The following is a 15473-nucleotide window of genomic DNA, read 5'->3' as shown; positions in this document are numbered from 1 at the left end:
CCGAGAGGAGCCGCCATGAACACCGCCGTTGACACCGACGCCCCGCTGAACAACTTCTCCAACTGCCACAGCGGCATCCTCAAGCGCCTGAATGCGCTGGACGAGCTGCCCGCGCTGCTGGAACCCGCTGCCCGCGCCCGTCAGATTGCCGAGCAGTCGCTGGAGTTCTTTCGCGAAGCCATCTTCGAACACCATCTGGAAGAAGAGCGCGAGCTGTTCCCAGCAGTGATTGCCAGCGCGAAGCCCGGCGAGGAACTGGAGCGCGTGAAAGCCATGACCAAGCGCCTGACCGAGGAGCACCGCATGGTCGAGGCGCTGTGGAAGCGGCTGGAAAAGGGCCTCAAGCAGGTCGCCAAAGGCCAGAGCACCGATCTGGACATCGGCGAGGTGCAGCGCCTGGTCACCGAGTACACCGCCCATGCCGCCTACGAAGAGGCCGAGTTCCTGCCGCTGTCGGAGGTGACCCTGGGCCGCAACAGCAACCACATGGCTGCGCTGGGTCTGAGCCTGCACATGCGCCACGTCAAGCCAGTGGCGGCCTACATCTGATCCACCTTCAGTGGACCATGGCCGCGGTCTGAGCGGGCATGGTCTACAGTTCGGGCGACATGAAAAATCGCCCTGGCAACCCTCACGATTCCCGCCCCGAACACTGGCGAGTCCAGAGCGCAGACGGGGTTGCGGTGCTCAACATCCCTGGCCTCAACGGCCGGGCCCGGGTGTTCGACGTGGACGCCGCGCTGCTGGTCGATGTGCCCGCCGACACCGGCGGCGCCTGGCTGGAGTTGACGGTGGAGTTCGATGGCCGGCGCCAGTGGTCGCGCCGCATTCCCGCCCACAACCCCGGCCAGACGGACAGCCTGGACTACCACCAGCGGATGCGGCTGGAGGCCGAGCAGGGCCTGCGCATCCGGGCCATCGCCGCCGTCAAGGGCGTGCGGGTGCGGGAGCTGGTGATCGAGGCGCGCGAGGACGCCTAATGACTCAGGCCGGGGTCGCCGGTCGCGTTCGGTAGAACGTCACCGGGCTTGCCGGCGCGGCGTTCATCACGCTGCGCTTGATCTTGCCGACCACGTGCATCTCGCAGGGCTTGCAGTCGAAGCGCAGGGTCAGCTTCTCCTTGCCGTTGATCAGCTGCATCGGCTCGGCGCGCACCGTGCCCTGCACGCCGGTCACGCCCTTGGCCTGCTTGGGGCAGAGGCTGAGCGAGAAGCGCACGCAGTGCTTGGTGATCATCAGGCTGACTTCGCCTTCTTCCTCGTGGCTCTCGTAGGCAGCGGCGATCACCTTCACACCGTGCTTCGCGTAGAAATCGCGCGCCTTGTGGTTGAACACGTTGGCCAGGTACGTGAGTGTGTCTTCCGGGTAGTTGACGGGCGGCTCGACCGGCTTGGCGCGCGGCAGGCGGTGCCAGGCCGCGGCACGGCCGGCTTCCAGCTGTTCCACCGCATCCCGGCGCAGGGCGTTGAGCTGTGAGGCGGGCACGAAGCGCGGACCGTTCAGGTTCAGCGCCACGTCCAGCGGCTGGAACAGGGTGTCGCCCAGGCGTGAGAGGTTCTCGCGCAGCTTGTCTTCGGCCTGGCTGGGGTCCTTGGCGTCCTGCAGCGGGCCGGGCAGGGTGGCGGTGCCGCTGTGGCCGTCTTCGTCGGTGATGGTCAGCGTCAGGCCGTCGGCGGTTTCGTCCAGGGCCAGCCAGGCACCGATGCGGCGTTCGGCCGACTTCTTCTCCAGCCCGCGCACCCAGTCCATGTCCCGGTTGCGGTTGATCTGCACGCCCTTGCGCAGGTCCTTGAAACCCTCCATCGGGTCTTTGGGGAACACCCGCCACAGGCCCTTCTTGTTGACCGCTTCGGCCCGGTTGATCTGCAGGCCCACCAGTTCCTTCTGCAGGTCCAGGTAACACAGGCCGTCGCCGTTGTGGATGACCGTGTCCTGTTCGTCGGTCTGCAGCTCGACGAAGTTGGGGCCGGTGGCAGTGACGAAACCGATCGGGCGGCCCGGGTTCTTGGGCGTGTCGAAGGCGCCGATGTCTTCCTTGCGGCCCTGCACGAAGTAGTCGGTGAACTCGCGGTTGAAGTTCTGGTTCGGATCGGGCTGGAAGTGGAAAGTGCATTCCCCGCTGCTGGCGCGGGCCAGCTCGGGGCGTTCTTCAAGGATCTCGTCCAGCAGCACCCGGTAGTGCGCGGTGATGTTCTTGACGTAGGCCATGTCCTTGTAGCGGCCTTCGATCTTGAAGCTGCGCACGCCCGCGTCGATGATCTCGCGCAGGTTGTCGCTCTGGTTGTTGTCCTTCATCGAGAGCACGTGCTTGTCGTGCGCCACGATGCGGCCCTGGCTGTCTTTCACCTCATAGGGCAGGCGGCAGGCCTGCGAGCAGTCGCCGCGGTTGGCGCTGCGCCCCGTGTGGGCGTGGCTGATGTAGCACTGGCCGCTGTAGGCCACGCACAGCGCGCCGTGCACGAAGAATTCGAGGATGGCGCGGCCGGGCGCGTCCTTCGGGCCGAGCGCGGCGTCGATGGCGGCGATCTGCTGCAGCGTGAGTTCGCGCGCCAGCACGATCTGGGACAGGCCGGCGTCCTGCAGGAAGCGCGCTTTCTCGGGCGTGCGGATGTCGGTCTGGGTGCTGGCGTGCAGCTGGATCGGCGGCAGGTCGATCTCCAGCAGGCCCATGTCCTGGATGATCAGCGCGTCCACCCCGGCGTCGTAGAGCTGCCAGGCCAGCTTGCGCGCCGGCTCCAGCTCGTCGTCGCGCAGGATGGTGTTCATCGTCACGAAGATGCGGCTGTTGTAGCGGTGCGCGTGCCGCGCGAGGCGGGCGATGTCGGCCACGCTGTTGTCGGCGCTGGTGCGTGCGCCGAAGGACGGGCCGCCGATGTAGACCGCGTCGGCCCCGTGGTTCACGGCCTCGATGCCGATGTCGGCGTCGCGGGCGGGGGCAAGCAGTTCGAGCTGGTGGGGCAACATGGTGACGCGAAAAAAGTGGGCAGTGCAGGCAGAATCGGGGCCACTGACGGCCCCGCAAATCAACCCGATATTGTCTCGGAGATCGCCCATGCCTGCATCCCACGACCCTTCCGGCACTGCCATCGTCCTCGTCCACGGCTCCTGGCACGGCGCCTGGTGCTGGAAGCGGGTGCTGCCGCTGCTGCGCGGCGCCGGTGTGGACACCCACGCCGTCACCCTCACCGGCGTGGGCGAACGGGCCCACCTGCTGAGCCCGACGGTCGGCATCAACACCCACATCCAGGACGTGATCGGGCTGATCGAAGCCGAGGAACTGGAGCGGGTGGTGCTGGTCGGCCACAGCTACGCGGGCAACCTGATCACCTGCGTGGCCGACCGCCTGCAGCGCGCGCACCCCGGCCTGCTGCAGCACCTGGTCTATCTGGATGCGGGCGTTCCAGACCCCGGCAACAGCTGGAGCACGCCCCACTCGGCGGAGACCGTGGCCAAGCGGGCCGCCGAGGCGCAGCGCAGCAGCGGCGGGCTGAGCTTTCCGCCGCCGGACGCCAGTGTGTTCGGGCTGGATGGCGCCGACCGCGACTGGGTCAACCGCCGCCAGACGCCGCAGCCCTACCGCCTCTACCACGAGACCCTGCTGTTCGATCCGGCCCTGGTCTGGTCCATACCGCACAGCTTCATCGACTGCACCAACCCGCCGCTGGCCACCATCGACGCCGCCCGCAAGCGGGTGCGCAGCGAGCCGGGCTGGACCGTGTACGAACTGGCGACCGGGCACGACCCCATGGTCAGCGCGCCACGCGAGCTGGCGCAACTGCTGCTGAAGGTGCATTCCAGTTGCCGGTGACCGCCACACCCCGCCTGGACCGCATCGACCTGCTGCGTGCGGTGGCGATGCTGTGGATGACAGCCTTCCATTTCTGCTTCGACCTGACCCACTTCGGCTTCATCGAGCAGGACTTCTACGACGACCCGTTCTGGACCTGGCAGCGCACGTTCATCGTGAGCCTGTTCCTGTTCACCGCCGGGCTGTCGCAGGCGGTGGCGCTGCAGCAGGGACAGGGCTGGCCGCGCTTCTGGAAGCGCTGGGCGCAGGTGGCCGGCGGGGCGCTGCTGGTGTCGGCCGGCTCCTGGCTGATGTTCCCGGACACCTTCATCTACTTCGGCATCCTGCACGGCATCGCGGCCATGCTGGTCCTGGTGCGGCTGACCGCGGGCTGGGGCGGCTGGCTCTGGCCGCTGGGGGCGCTGGCGATCTCGATGAAGTGGATCGCGCCACTGGTGATCGATGCGCTTCCGTCGCTGGCTTTTCTGAATCAGCCCGGCTGGAACGCGCTGGGCTTCATCAGCGAGCTGCCTGTGACCGAGGACTACGCGCCGGTGCTGCCCTGGCTGGGCGTGATGTGGTGGGGCGCTGCGGCCGGCCGCTGGGCGCTGGCACACCGACCGCAATGGCTGGGCGCGGGCGACGCGCCGGCCACCGGGCTGCGGCGCTCTCTGGTGGTGCTGGGGCGCTGGAGCCTGTCGTACTACCTGCTGCACCAGCCGGTGATGATCGGCCTGCTGGCGGCCTTCGCCTGGTGGCGCGGCTGAGCCGGTTCAGGCGCAGAACGGCCGCAAAAACTGCGCGGCCACGAACAGATCCTTCTCGATCGCGCGCCGCACGCCGGCGCTGTCGCGCAGGCGCAGCGCCATGACCGCATCGCCGTGGGCGTCGTTGATCACGCGCTGCGAGGCCTCCACCTCGAACAGCTTGTTCGACAGCGGACCGACCTTGAGCCAGACGGTCTCGATCAGCGAGAGCAGGGTGGGGGAGGCGGCGGCCTGGTACAGGCGCAGGTGGAACAGCTCGTTGGCGTCAAGATAGCCCTTGGCATCGCCGGCCTTGAGCGCCTCGCGCATCTGCTGCTCCAGCGCCAGCAGCTCGGCCACACCGGCCGTGTCCAGCCGGTGGGCGCCGCGCTCGGCGGCCTCGCCTTCGAGCAGCAGACGGGTCTGCAGCACGTCGTCGAATTCGGCCAGCGAGAGTTTCGGCACCTGCATGCCGGCGTGCGGCACGTTGACCAGCGCACCCTCGGCCGCCAGCCGCTGCAGCGCGGCGCGCACCGGCATCACGCCCACGCCCAGCTTCTCGGCGATGGCGTGGATTTTCAGCCGCTCCCCCGGCAGGAACTGGCCCACGGTGACCCACTGGCGCAACCGCGCATAGGTCTCGTCCTGCTGGGTCGGGGCGGGGGTCTTCATGCCTTCTGCGTGATCTGGGTCAGCACCTCGTCGAGCGCGCCGATCAGCTGCGCGACGTGCTCGTCGGTGGTCTGCGGGCAGACCAGCATCATGTTGTGGAAGGGCGTGATCATGACGCCGCGGTTGAGCAGGCCAAGGTGGATCAGGTGCTCCAGCTCGCCGTCGAGGATGCGGTCGGCCTCGCTGCCGTTTCCGGGTGGGGTCGGGCAGAACTGGAACTCGATGCGCGCGCCGACCTGCGTCACACACCAGGGCAGGCCATGCCGCGCGATCACCTCCCGCAGCCCGGCAGCCAGCCGCTGCGCCAGTGCCAGCATGTGCCCGTAGGCGGCCGGGGTCATGACCTCGGTGAGAGCCGCGCGCATCGCGGCCATGGCCAGCATGTTGCCGGTCAGCGTGGTGCCGATGCCGCTGTGGCCCGGTGGGGCCTCGCGCTTGGCCCGTTCGGCGCGGGCCGCCAGTTCGGCGCTCATGCCGTAGACCGCGCAGGGTACGCCGCCGCCCACCGGTTTGCCCAGCACCAGGGCATCGGCTGCGATGCCGTGGGCGTGGGCGTAGCCGCCAGGGCCGGTGCTGATGGTGTGGGTCTCGTCCATTACCAGCAGCGTGCCGTGGCGGCGGATGATCTTCTGGGCTTCGGCCCAGAAGCCGGGCTCGGGCAGCACCATACCGATGTTGGTCATCACCGGCTCGGCCAGCACGCAGGCCACGTCGCCCGCGGCCAGTGCGGCGTCGAGCGCGGCCAGATCGTTGAACTCGACCACCACCGTGGTGTCCAGCAGGTTGTGCACCTGGCCCAGCAGGCTGTCGCGCTGCACCGGCCGACCATCCACCAGATCGACGAACACGTCCTCGATGGTGCCGTGGTAGCAGCCGTTGAAGACTAGGATCTTCTTGCGCCCCGTGGCGGCGCGGAGCCAGCGCACGATGTAGCGGTTGGCATCGGTGGCGCTCATGGCGAACTGCCACACCGGCAGGCCGAAGCGCTGCGCCAGCTGCTCGCCGACCACGGCCGCGTCCTCGGTGGCGAGCATGGTGGTGTAGCCGCGGGTGGCCTGGCGGGTGACGGCATCGGCCACCGGGGCGGGCGAATGGCCGAACATGGCACCCGTGTCGCCCAGGCAGAAGTCGACCAGGGTGTGACCGTCCACATCGGTGACCTGGGCGCCGCTGGCGTGGTCGACGTGCAGCGCGAACGGCGTGCCCCAGTCGTTCATCCAGTGCAGCGGCACCCCGAACAGCAGGTGGTCGCGGGCGCGGGCGGCGAGGGCCGCCGAGCGCGGGTGGGCATTGGTGAACCGGGCGCGTTCCTGCGTGAGGAAGGCCTGCGCGCGCGGCCAGTCCAGGCCGGCGCGGGTGGGTCGTTGTGCTTGCGTCATGTCTCGTGCCTCCTCAGACCAGCAGCAGCAGGTGCTCGCGCTCCCAGGAGCTGATCACGCGGTTGTAGGTCGCGTATTCCAGCTCCTTAACCGCGAGGAAGGCGTCGATGAAGGCCCCGCCGAAGACATCGCGCAAGGTGTCGCACTCGCGCATGCGGCGGATCGAGTCTTCCATGTGGCTGGGCAGGTCCTGGTCGCTGTCCCAGGCGCTGGATTTCATCGGTTCGCTGGGCTGGCGCTTTTCCATCAGGCCCAGGTAGCCCGCACCCAGGGTAGCGGCCATGGCCAGATAGGGATTCACGTCGACGCCCGGCACGCGGTTCTCCACCCGGCGGTTGGCAGCGTCGGACTCGGGCACGCGGATGCCGCAGGTGCGGTTGTCGTAGCCCCACTGAACATTGATCGGCGCCGACATGTAGCGCGAGAGGCGCCGGTAGGAGTTGACGTAGGGCGCGAGCATGGGCATCACCTGCGGCACGTAGCGCTGCAGACCGGCGATGAAGTGCCGGAAATGCGGCGTCACCGCGCCGTCTTCATCGCTGAAGATGTTGCGGCCGGTGGCGCGGTCCAGGATGCTCTGGTGGATGTGCATCGCGCTGCCCGGCTCGGCCTCCATCGGCTTGGCCATGAAGGTGGCGAAGATGCCGTGGCGCAACGCCGTCTCCCGCACCGTGCGCTTGAACAGGAACACCCGGTCGGCCAGGTCCATGGCGTCTCCGTGGGTGAAGTTGATCTCCATCTGGCCGGCGCCTGCCTCGTGGATCAGGGTCTCGACGCCCAGGCGGTGCACCTCGCAGAAGCGCGATAGCTCCAGGAAGAAGGGGTCGAAGTCGTTGACCGCGTCGATGGAATACGACTGCCGGCCGGCCTCGGGCTTGCCGGTGCGGCCCAGCGGCGGCTGCAGCGGTTCGTGCGGATTCTGCTGGCGGGCCACCAGGTAGAACTCCATCTCGGGCGCCACCACCGGCTGCCAGCCCTGTGCGTCGTACAGCGCCAGCACGCGGCGCAGCACGCTGCGGGGCGAGAGGGCCACCGGCGAGCCGTCGAACTCCTCACAGTCGTGGATGATGACCGCGACCTGTTCGGCTGCCCAGGGCACCATGCGCGCGGTCGACAGATCGGGCACGCAGACCATGTCGGGGTCGGTGTCGCCGACGAACTCGGCGTTGTCGGGCTGCTGGCCGTTGACGGTATTGAGCAGCACGCTCTTGGGCAGGCGCATGTGCCCGGAGCTGAGGAACAGATCCTTGGGGAGGATCTTGCCGCGGGCGATCCCGGTCATGTCGGGAATCACGCACTCGACCTCGTGGATGCGGTGCTCGCTCAGGAAGCTGTGGATGTCGGTGGGAGGCGCGTTCATGGTTGGATTTGATCAAATGGATGCCGAATTGTGGCATCCAAACCACCTGGCTCAAATATTTGATCAAATCCAATCCGATCGGCGTGGCCAGATCCACTTCCTCGTGGCCACAAAAAAAGCGCGGACCACGCCGCGCTTTTTTAGGAGAACGCCGATCCTTACTGGATCTTGGCCTTCTCGCGCAGCGAGCGCTGGAAGTCGCCCAGCTTCTGCTGCTGCATCTGCTGCGCGATCTGCGGCTTGAGTTCTTCAAAGGTCGGCAGCTTGGCCTGGCGCACGTCGTCGACACGGATGATGTGGTAACCGAACTGGCTCTTGACCGGCTCCTGGGTCATCTGACCCTTTTCGAGCTTGATCATGGCCTCGGAGAACTCGGTCACGTAGCTGGCGGCATTGGCCCAGTCCAGGTCACCACCGTTGGCACCGGAGCCCGGGTCCTTGGACTTGGCCTTGGCCTGGTCTTCGAACTTGGCGCCACCCTTGATGGCCGCGATGATGGCCTTGGCCTCGTCTTCCTTCTCGACGAGGATGTGGCGCGCGCGGTATTCCTTGCCGCCGTTGGCCGCGGCGAACTTGTCGTACTCGGCCTGCAGGTCGGCGTCGGACACCGGGTTCTTCTTCTGGTAGTCGGCGAACAGGGCGCGGATCATGATGGTCTGGCGGGCCAGTTCCATCTGCTCCTTGTATTCCGGCGTGGCGGCAATACCGCGCTTCTGGGCTTCCTGCATGAAGACTTCGCGCAGGATGACTTCTTCCTTGATCTGGGCGCGGGTGGCCTCGTCGATCGGACGACCTGAGGCTGCAATCTGCTGCTCCAGCGCGGTGACTCGGCTGCTGGGCACGGCCTTACCGTTGACGATGGCGACGTTCTGGGCCATGGCCAGAGGAGCGGCAGCGATCAGGGCCGCGGCGGTCAGGGCCGACAGGGAGAATTTCATGGTGTGGATCAGGTGAGGATTTCGATGGCCAGCGCGTGCAGGCCGGCGTCGGTGAAATTGCGCAGCGCATCATACACAAGGCGATGTTGCGCCACGCGGCTCTTGCCGGTGAAGGCGGGGGCGGCGATGCGCACCCGGAAATGGGTTCCATAGCCCAGGCCGTTGGCGCCGGCGTGCCCGGCGTGGGCCGCGCTTTCGTCGATGACTTCCAGCCGGGTCGGGCTGAGGGCAGCGTCCAGGGCGGCCTGCAGCGCGGCCGCGGTGGGCACGAACAGCTGGTCCGGGATCATGAGCCGGTCCCCGCTTCGGTGTCGCTCTTGAGGTAGCGGGCGATGTACAGACCCTGGCCGACGATGAACACAACCGGGAACACGTAGCCCCAGAGCTTGAAGTTCACCCAGTCCTCGGTGGAGTAGTAGGCCGCGACGTAGGCGTTGATGGCGGCCATGAACAGGAAATAGCCGATCCAGATCACGGTCAGGCGCGACCACACCGGCGCCGGCAGGCTGAGCTGGCTGCCCAGCAGGATCTGCAGGAAGTTCTTCTTCCAGACCCACAGCGCCGCGGCCAGCACAATGGCCATGCTCGCGTAGAGCACGGTGGGCTTCCACTTGATGAAGCGCTCGTCGTGCAGCAGCAGCGTGAGGGCTCCGAACACCAGCACCAGCAGCAGCGTCACTTTCTGCAGCGTCTGCAGCCGCTTGTCGACGGCGTAGATGATGCCGGTCTGCACCACGGTGGCGGCCATGAGCACGCCGGTCGCGGTGTAGATGTCGCCAAACTTGTAGGCGGCCACAAACAGCGCAATGGGGAAAAAGTCGATCAGGAAACGCATGCGGGGATTATCGGGGCTGGCACCGGGAACCCGGGCGGCAGGGGTTGCTCTACAGTGCTCCGAGTCATCTACAAAGGAATACGTTCCATGGATCTGAAAGAACAGCAAGCCATCCTCACCATCGCCCTGCTCGCTGCCTTTGCCGACGGCGACAAGGCCGACAGCGAGCGCGAGGCCGTGCGGCGCCTGGCGGAGTCGCTGGGCCGCGAGGCCGGAGGCGCGGCGCTGGCGGGTTTGTATCAGGATGTGCTGCTCAAGCGGGTGACGCTGGCCGATGCCGTGGCCGCCCTGGGCGATCCGGCCCAGCGCCAGCTGGCCTACGAGATGGCGGTCTGCGTCTGCGACGCCGACGGGCGGCAGAACGCAGCCGAAACGGCCTTTCTCTCGGACCTCAAGTCGCGCCTGGCCCTGGACGCGGGCCGCGCCCAGGCCTTCGAACAGGAGGCCGACGCGGTGCTCACGGCCGCGGCTGCCGCAGCTCCAGTGAGCGCGCCGGTACCGGCGCCCGCCCAGGCGCCGCAAGGCGCACCCGCCAGCGACCCCGCCCGAGAAGCGGCCCTGGACAAGACCATCCTGAACGCGGCCTTGCTGAACGGTGCACTGGAACTGCTGCCGCAGTCCTGGGCCTCGATGGCCATCATCCCGCTGCAGGTGCGCATGGTCTACAACATCGGCCGCTCCTACGGCATCGAACTCGACCAGGGCCATATCAAGGAATTCATCACCACCGTCGGCGTGGGCCTGACCTCCCAGTACGTGGAGCAGTTTGGTCGCAAGCTGCTCGGGGGCCTGCTGGGCAAGGTGGCCGGTCGCACCATCGGCGGGATCGGCAGCGTGGCCACCGGCATGGTGATGTCGTTTGCCACCACCTATGCGCTCGGCCAGGTGGCCCGGCGCTACTACGCGGGCGGTCGCGTCATGAGCACAGCCCTGCTGCAGCAGACCTTCCAGCATCTGCTGGCCCCGGCCCAGCAGATGCAGAACCAGTACCTGCCCCAGATGAAGGACCTCTCGCGCACGCTGGACATGGGCAAGGTGCTGGGGATGGTGCGTGGCCAAGCCTGACGGCTCACCACGCCTGGTGCGCTGGCCGCGCCGGCTCGCCGTGGCGGCGCTGGTGGTGGGCGTGCTGCTGATGAGCGTGTTCGCCTGGCGCGCCTGGCGCCAGCACGACTACCAGACGCGCCTGGCCGCAGGCGAGATCCAGGTCGAGACGCTGCGCGGCTGGATGACTCTTTCTTATATAGAGCGGGTGCATGGCGTGCCGGAGGCCCAGGTGCGCGAAGCGCTGGGCCTGCCGGCGTCCGGCGGCGACGACCTCAGCCTGCACGACTGGTTCGGCGCGCAAGGCATCGATCCCCTGGAGGGGCGCAAGAAGGTCGAGGCGCTGATTCTGGCGCGCCGGTCGGCGCTGCAGGAGCCTGATCGGTGAGCGACCTCAGCGGTGCGCTGCTGACGGCCTTGATCAACCAGGGCCAGTGGCTGCTGGCCTCCGTGCTGTTCCTGGCTGCGTTGGGCGTGCCGCTGCCGGCCACCATGCTGCTGCTGGCCGCCGGCGCCTTTGCCCGTCAGGGTGTGCTCGAACCCGTGACGTCGGCCGCGACCGGTGTGGCCGCCGCGGTGGCGGGGGACATGGGCTGCTATCTCGCAGGCCGGCTGATGGGCCAGCGCCTGCCGCTGTCGTGGCGCACCGGTCCGGTCTGGCTGCGGGCGGCCGACACGTTTACCCGCCAGGGCGCCTGGGCGGTGCTGCTGACCCGCTTCCTGCTGACCCCGCTGGCGCTGCCGGTCAACCTGCTGGCCGGCAGCACCCGTTTTCCCTGGCACAGGTTCTTGCTGCCGGTGATGGTGGGGGAGGTCATCTGGGTGGCGCTGTTCGGAGGACTTGGTTACGTGTTCGCCGATCGCTGGGAATGGGTGAGCGCCTGGGCCGAGGACTCGGTGGGCCTTCTGCTGGGTGGGCTGCTGGCCGCCGCGGGTTTGTGGGGGCTCTGGCGCTGGCGCTGATGTTCCACGCCGCTTGATCGGGCAGAATCTCGTCGCCCGAAGATGCTTCTGGCGCCCCATCACCCAATAGAAGGATTCCTCCGATGACCAAGCCCCTGCGTTTCCCGCTGATCGCTGCGACCCTGGCCACCTCCGCACTGCTTGCCGCCTGTGGCGGTGGTGACGACGATCCATCGGTGGAGGGAGACAGCTCCGGCGACGTGGTGGCCAAGTACATCGGCACCTGGGAGTCGGACTGCTACGCCGACAGCGGCGCGTCCGCCAAGGTCCGCGCCGACTTCACCAAGGCCTCGGCCACCAGCTTCACCGGCAATGTGGTCGCCTACGGCTACATCGGCAGCTCTTGCTCCGGTCCCAGCGTCAAGGACGAGAAGGTGCTGACCAACCTGTCGATGAACCACGCCGGCACCAAGGCCATCTCCGGTGTGACCGCCGACAAGTTCAATGGCGCCGCCGACCAGGGCAACGGCAAGCTGGTCATGTACACCGACGGCAGCACGCTCCAGTTGGGCGACGTGGACGCCAACAAGGACGCCGAGGGCTACCCCAACAGCTTCTACGAAAGCCGCTACACCCTCAAGCGCCGCAACTGACGCGGCAGGCGGGCCTCACATCGAGGCCCGCAGCATGACCCGGTAGTCTTCCGCGCTGGCCAGCCGCGGATTGGTCTTGTGGCAGTGGTCCGCCAGCGCGCCCTGGATCACCCGGTCGAACAGGTCCTCGGTCACGCCCAGCGCCGCCAGCCCCGCGGGCAACCCCAGCCGGGCATTCATCGACCGGATCGCCTCGCCCAGCCGCTGCGCCGACGCCGCTGCATCGCCGTCGTCCTGCAGGCCCATGGCATGGGCCATGCGCTGCAGGCGCCGCTCCTTCTGCACACTCTCGGCGCCCGCGTTGAAGGCGATCACGGCGGGCAGGAAGAGGGCGTTGAGCGTGCCGTGATGCAGCCGCGGGTTCACGCCGCCCAGGCTGTGGCTCAGGCTGTGCACGCAGCCCAGCCCCTTCTGGAACGCCATCGCTCCCTGCATGGACGCGCTCATCATGTTCAGCCGCGCCTCCCGGTCTTGCCCATCGTTGGTCGCGCGTTCGATGTGTGACCAGCCACGCTGCAGGCCATCGAGCGCGATGCCGTCGGCCGGCGGGTTGAAGGCCGGCGCCATGAAAGTTTCCATGCAGTGCGCGATCGCGTCCATGCCGGTGGCGGCGGTCAGCAGCGGTGGCAGGCCGAGCGTGAGCGACGGGTCGAGGATAGCGGTCTTGGGCACCAGGTGCCAGCTGTGAAAACCCAGCTTGCGGCCGTCGTCGACGATGACGATGGCGCCGCGCGCCACCTCGCTGCCGGTGCCGGCCGTGGTCGGCACGGCGATCAGCGGCAGCACGGCCGGGGTGATCTTGGGCGAGCCGCCTTCGATGGTGGCGTAGGTCTTGAGCGGGCCTTCGTGGGTGGCGGCGATGGCCACGCCCTTGGCGCAGTCGATCGAGCTGCCACCGCCCAGGGCGATCAGGCCGTCGCAGGCGCCGGCCTTGCAGGCCAGGACCGCTGCGCGCACCGCCGCCTCGTTCGGGTTGCCCGGCGTCTGGTCGAACACCGCCACCGGCCAGCCGGGCAGGGCGGCCAGCGCCCGGTCCAGCAGGCCTGCGGCCTTGACGCCCGCGTCCGTCACGATCAGCGGCCGGGTGATGCCCGCCCGGGTGCATTCGGCGGCCAGCTGCGCCAGTGCCCCGTCTTCGATCAGGATGTTCGTCACATACAGAATTTGCGCCATGGCCTGTCTCGCTCGTTGTGTGGAATGGCGAAAACTATACGGGTGCAGGACAGGCCCACCAAGGTCGCGCAGTGGGCAGCGGGTCACGCAAAAGACAGCCACAATGCCGGCCCATGTCGCATCACCATCCCAATCCCCGGTCGCTGCTCACGCCCGCCATGCGCGGACTGATCGACCGCATCGCCCGCGCCGGGCACCCGCCGCTGCACGCCCTGAGCCCGGACCAGGCCAAGGCCGCCTACGCCGCCGGCGCGGGTGTGGTGGACATCCCGTCGCACAAGCTGGCGCGGGTCGAGGACCTCGTGATCCCCGCGCGCGATGGCTTTGAGCTGCCGGCGCGCCTGTACGCGCCCGCCAGCGAACAGCCCCTGCCGGTGCTGCTGTACCTGCACGGTGGCGGTTTCACCGTCGGCAACATCGCCACCCACGAGCCGCTGTGCCGTCACCTCGCGCACCTGGCGCACTGCGCCGTGGTGTCGCTGGACTACCGGCTGGCGCCCGAATGGAAGTTCCCCACCGCGGTGCACGACGCCTGGGACGCGCTGGCCTGGCTGCGCGACAAGGCCACGTCCTTGGGGCTGGACGGCACGCGCATCGCCGTCGGCGGGGACAGCGCTGGCGGCACCCTGGCCGCGGTCACCGCCATCGCCGCGCGAGACGCAGGCTGGCCGCTGGCGCTGCAGCTGCTGTTCTACCCCGGCACCGCCGGCCACCAGAACACGCCCAGCCACAAGACCTTCGCCCACGGCTTCATCCTCGAAGAGCCGCACATCAGCTATTTCTTCGGCCACTACCTGCGCGGCCCGCAGGACCGCGACGACTGGCGTTTCGCACCGCTGGACGGGGTGGACGAGACCGGCCAGGTGCGCGATCTCGACGGCGTGGCGCCCGCCTGGATCGGCCTGGCCGAGTGCGACAGCCTGACCGACGAGGGCGTGATGTACGCCGACCGGCTGCGCATGGCGGGTGTGCCGGTGGACCTGGAGATCTACGCCGGCGTGGTGCACGGCTTCATCCAGTTCGGCCGCGCCATTCCCACCGCCCTGACCGCCCACAACGACGCCGCACGCGCACTGCGCCACGCTTTCGGAGACCAATGACATGCCCGCAATGTCCCGCGCCGACTTCCGCTTCTTCCACCGCCTGCGCGTGCGCTGGGCCGAGGTGGACATGCAGAAAATCGTTTTCAATGCCCACTACCTGATGTACTTCGACACCGCCATCACCGACTACTGGCGGGCGGTGGCGCTGCCCTACGAAGAGTCCATGCACCGGCTCGGTGGGGACCTCTACGTCGTCAAGGCCACGGTGGAGTTCCACGCCTCGGCGCGCATGGACGACCAGATCGACGTGGCCATGAAATGCAGCCGCATCGGCACCTCGTCGCTCACCTTCACCGGCGCGATCTTCCGCGGCGACCAGCACCTGATCTCGGGCGAACTGGTCTATGTGTTCGCCGACCCGGCCACCCAGACCTCGCGCCCGGTGCCGCAGGCGCTGCGCGACACCCTGATGGGCTACGAGGCGGGTGAGGCGGTGACAACGGTCCGCGTCGGCGACTGGGCCACGCTCGGCGCCGACGCGCGGGCGGTCCGCACCGAGGTGTTCATTGATGAGCAGCAAATCCCCAAGAACCTGGAGCAGGACGCGGCCGACGCGACTGCGGTGCACGCCGTGGTCCACAACCGCCTGGGCCAGGCGGTCGCCACCGGGCGCCTGGTTCCCACCGGCACGCCGGGCGTCTCGCAGGTGGGGCGGCTGGCGGTCAAACGCGTGCTGCGCGGCGGCTCGCTGGGTCGGCAGGTGCTGCAGGCCTTGACCGAGGCGGCCCGTGCGCGCGGCGACCGCGAGGTGCTGCTGCATGCGCAAAGCAGCGCCATCGGCTTCTACGACCGGCTGGGCTGGCAGCGGCGCGGGCCAGCGTTCGAGGAAGCGGGCATCCCGCACCAGGAGATGTTCCTGCCGCTGTGAGAGGCGCGGCCG

General features: G+C 68.2%; 18 protein-coding genes. 10 read left to right on the top strand and 8 right to left on the bottom strand.

Annotation, left to right across the window (positions count from 1 at the left end):
* The first annotated feature begins 15 nt into the window (after nucleotides 1–15).
* Together HPF_RS12005 and HPF_RS12000 are read left to right on the top strand one after the other, a co-directional pair.
* A complete protein-coding gene (locus HPF_RS12005; protein ID WP_133156735.1) occupies nucleotides 16–549 on the top strand; it encodes a hemerythrin domain-containing protein in 534 nt (177 codons plus the stop codon).
* A gap of 59 nt (nucleotides 550–608) precedes the next feature.
* On the top strand, nucleotides 609–980 hold the full coding sequence (locus tag HPF_RS12000; RefSeq protein ID WP_133156734.1) for a hypothetical protein: 372 nt from the start codon (nucleotides 609–611) through the stop codon (nucleotides 978–980).
* A 4-nt stretch (nucleotides 981–984) separates the two neighbouring features.
* Here the strand turns inward: HPF_RS12000 and HPF_RS11995 are convergent, their stop codons facing one another.
* The gene (locus tag HPF_RS11995) at nucleotides 985–2964 is read right to left on the bottom strand and encodes a peptidase U32 family protein (protein WP_133156733.1); all 1980 of its coding nucleotides are present in this window, start codon (nucleotides 2962–2964) and stop codon (nucleotides 985–987) included.
* Nucleotides 2965–3052: 88 nt separating this feature from the next.
* On the opposite strand from HPF_RS11995, the gene HPF_RS11990 reads away from it, so the two are divergent.
* Entirely contained in the window at nucleotides 3053–3808 is a 756-nt protein-coding gene (locus HPF_RS11990) for an alpha/beta fold hydrolase (protein ID WP_133156732.1), read from the top strand.
* Nucleotides 3805–4554, top strand: coding sequence for a heparan-alpha-glucosaminide N-acetyltransferase (locus HPF_RS11985; RefSeq protein WP_279512588.1), 750 nt, complete (start codon nucleotides 3805–3807; stop codon nucleotides 4552–4554). Before HPF_RS11990 ends, HPF_RS11985 begins: the two co-directional genes overlap by 4 nt.
* A 6-nt stretch (nucleotides 4555–4560) precedes the next feature.
* Here HPF_RS11985 and HPF_RS11980 read toward each other — a convergent pair whose 3' ends face one another.
* From HPF_RS11980 to HPF_RS11955, 6 genes are all read right to left on the bottom strand, one after another.
* Nucleotides 4561–5205 (bottom strand): GntR family transcriptional regulator, encoded by a 645-nt coding sequence (locus tag HPF_RS11980; protein ID WP_133156731.1) that lies wholly within the window; start codon nucleotides 5203–5205, stop codon nucleotides 4561–4563.
* A complete protein-coding gene (locus HPF_RS11975) occupies nucleotides 5202–6584 on the bottom strand; it encodes an aspartate aminotransferase family protein (protein ID WP_133156730.1) in 1383 nt (460 codons plus the stop codon). The genes HPF_RS11980 and HPF_RS11975 overlap by 4 nt, the downstream gene beginning before the upstream one ends.
* 13 nt (nucleotides 6585–6597) lie before the next feature.
* Complete coding sequence (locus tag HPF_RS11970) at nucleotides 6598–7944, bottom strand: glutamine synthetase family protein (RefSeq protein ID WP_133156729.1); 1347 nt, start codon at nucleotides 7942–7944, stop codon at nucleotides 6598–6600.
* 158 nt (nucleotides 7945–8102) lie between these two features.
* Complete coding sequence (locus HPF_RS11965; RefSeq protein WP_133156728.1) at nucleotides 8103–8882, bottom strand: peptidylprolyl isomerase; 780 nt, start codon at nucleotides 8880–8882, stop codon at nucleotides 8103–8105.
* Nucleotides 8883–8890: 8 nt separating this feature from the next.
* Complete coding sequence (locus HPF_RS11960; protein WP_066160293.1) at nucleotides 8891–9172, bottom strand: BolA family protein; 282 nt, start codon at nucleotides 9170–9172, stop codon at nucleotides 8891–8893.
* Nucleotides 9169–9717: a septation protein A gene (locus HPF_RS11955; RefSeq protein ID WP_079365838.1), complete on the bottom strand. Its 549-nt coding sequence runs from the start codon at nucleotides 9715–9717 to the stop codon at nucleotides 9169–9171. The genes HPF_RS11960 and HPF_RS11955 overlap by 4 nt, the downstream gene beginning before the upstream one ends.
* 87 nt (nucleotides 9718–9804) lie before the next feature.
* On the opposite strand from HPF_RS11955, the gene HPF_RS11950 reads away from it, so the two are divergent.
* The 4 genes from HPF_RS11950 to HPF_RS11935 all read left to right on the top strand — a co-directional run bounded on the left by HPF_RS11950 (nucleotide 9805) and on the right by HPF_RS11935 (nucleotide 12317).
* On the top strand, nucleotides 9805–10782 hold the full coding sequence (locus tag HPF_RS11950) for a YcjF family protein (protein ID WP_133156727.1): 978 nt from the start codon (nucleotides 9805–9807) through the stop codon (nucleotides 10780–10782).
* On the top strand, nucleotides 10769–11149 hold the full coding sequence (locus HPF_RS11945; RefSeq protein WP_079365840.1) for a hypothetical protein: 381 nt from the start codon (nucleotides 10769–10771) through the stop codon (nucleotides 11147–11149). The genes HPF_RS11950 and HPF_RS11945 overlap by 14 nt, the downstream gene beginning before the upstream one ends.
* Nucleotides 11146–11724, top strand: a complete 579-nt coding sequence (locus HPF_RS11940; RefSeq protein ID WP_133156726.1) for a DedA family protein — start codon at nucleotides 11146–11148, stop codon at nucleotides 11722–11724. The genes HPF_RS11945 and HPF_RS11940 overlap by 4 nt, the downstream gene beginning before the upstream one ends.
* Nucleotides 11725–11807: 83 nt before the next feature.
* Nucleotides 11808–12317, top strand: coding sequence for a hypothetical protein (locus HPF_RS11935; protein WP_079365842.1), 510 nt, complete (start codon nucleotides 11808–11810; stop codon nucleotides 12315–12317).
* A 15-nt stretch (nucleotides 12318–12332) separates the two neighbouring features.
* Here HPF_RS11935 and HPF_RS11930 read toward each other — a convergent pair whose 3' ends face one another.
* Nucleotides 12333–13490: an iron-containing alcohol dehydrogenase gene (locus HPF_RS11930; RefSeq protein ID WP_133156725.1), complete on the bottom strand. Its 1158-nt coding sequence runs from the start codon at nucleotides 13488–13490 to the stop codon at nucleotides 12333–12335.
* Nucleotides 13491–13603: 113 nt separating this feature from the next.
* Here HPF_RS11930 and HPF_RS11925 point away from each other — a divergent pair, with 113 nt between their 5' ends.
* Together HPF_RS11925 and HPF_RS11920 are read left to right on the top strand one after the other, a co-directional pair.
* Nucleotides 13604–14590: an alpha/beta hydrolase gene (locus tag HPF_RS11925; protein WP_133156724.1), complete on the top strand. Its 987-nt coding sequence runs from the start codon at nucleotides 13604–13606 to the stop codon at nucleotides 14588–14590.
* 1 nt (nucleotide 14591) lies between these two features.
* Complete coding sequence (locus tag HPF_RS11920; RefSeq protein WP_424955173.1) at nucleotides 14592–15461, top strand: YbgC/FadM family acyl-CoA thioesterase; 870 nt, start codon at nucleotides 14592–14594, stop codon at nucleotides 15459–15461.
* Nucleotides 15462–15473 lie beyond the last annotated feature (12 nt).

This window comes from Hydrogenophaga pseudoflava, from assembly GCF_004353865.1.
In the GTDB taxonomy this organism is placed as follows: Bacteria; Pseudomonadota; Gammaproteobacteria; order Burkholderiales; family Burkholderiaceae_C; genus Hydrogenophaga; species Hydrogenophaga pseudoflava.
Note: the sequence above shows the minus strand (reverse complement) of the source record. Positions and strands in the feature narration are given on the sequence as shown.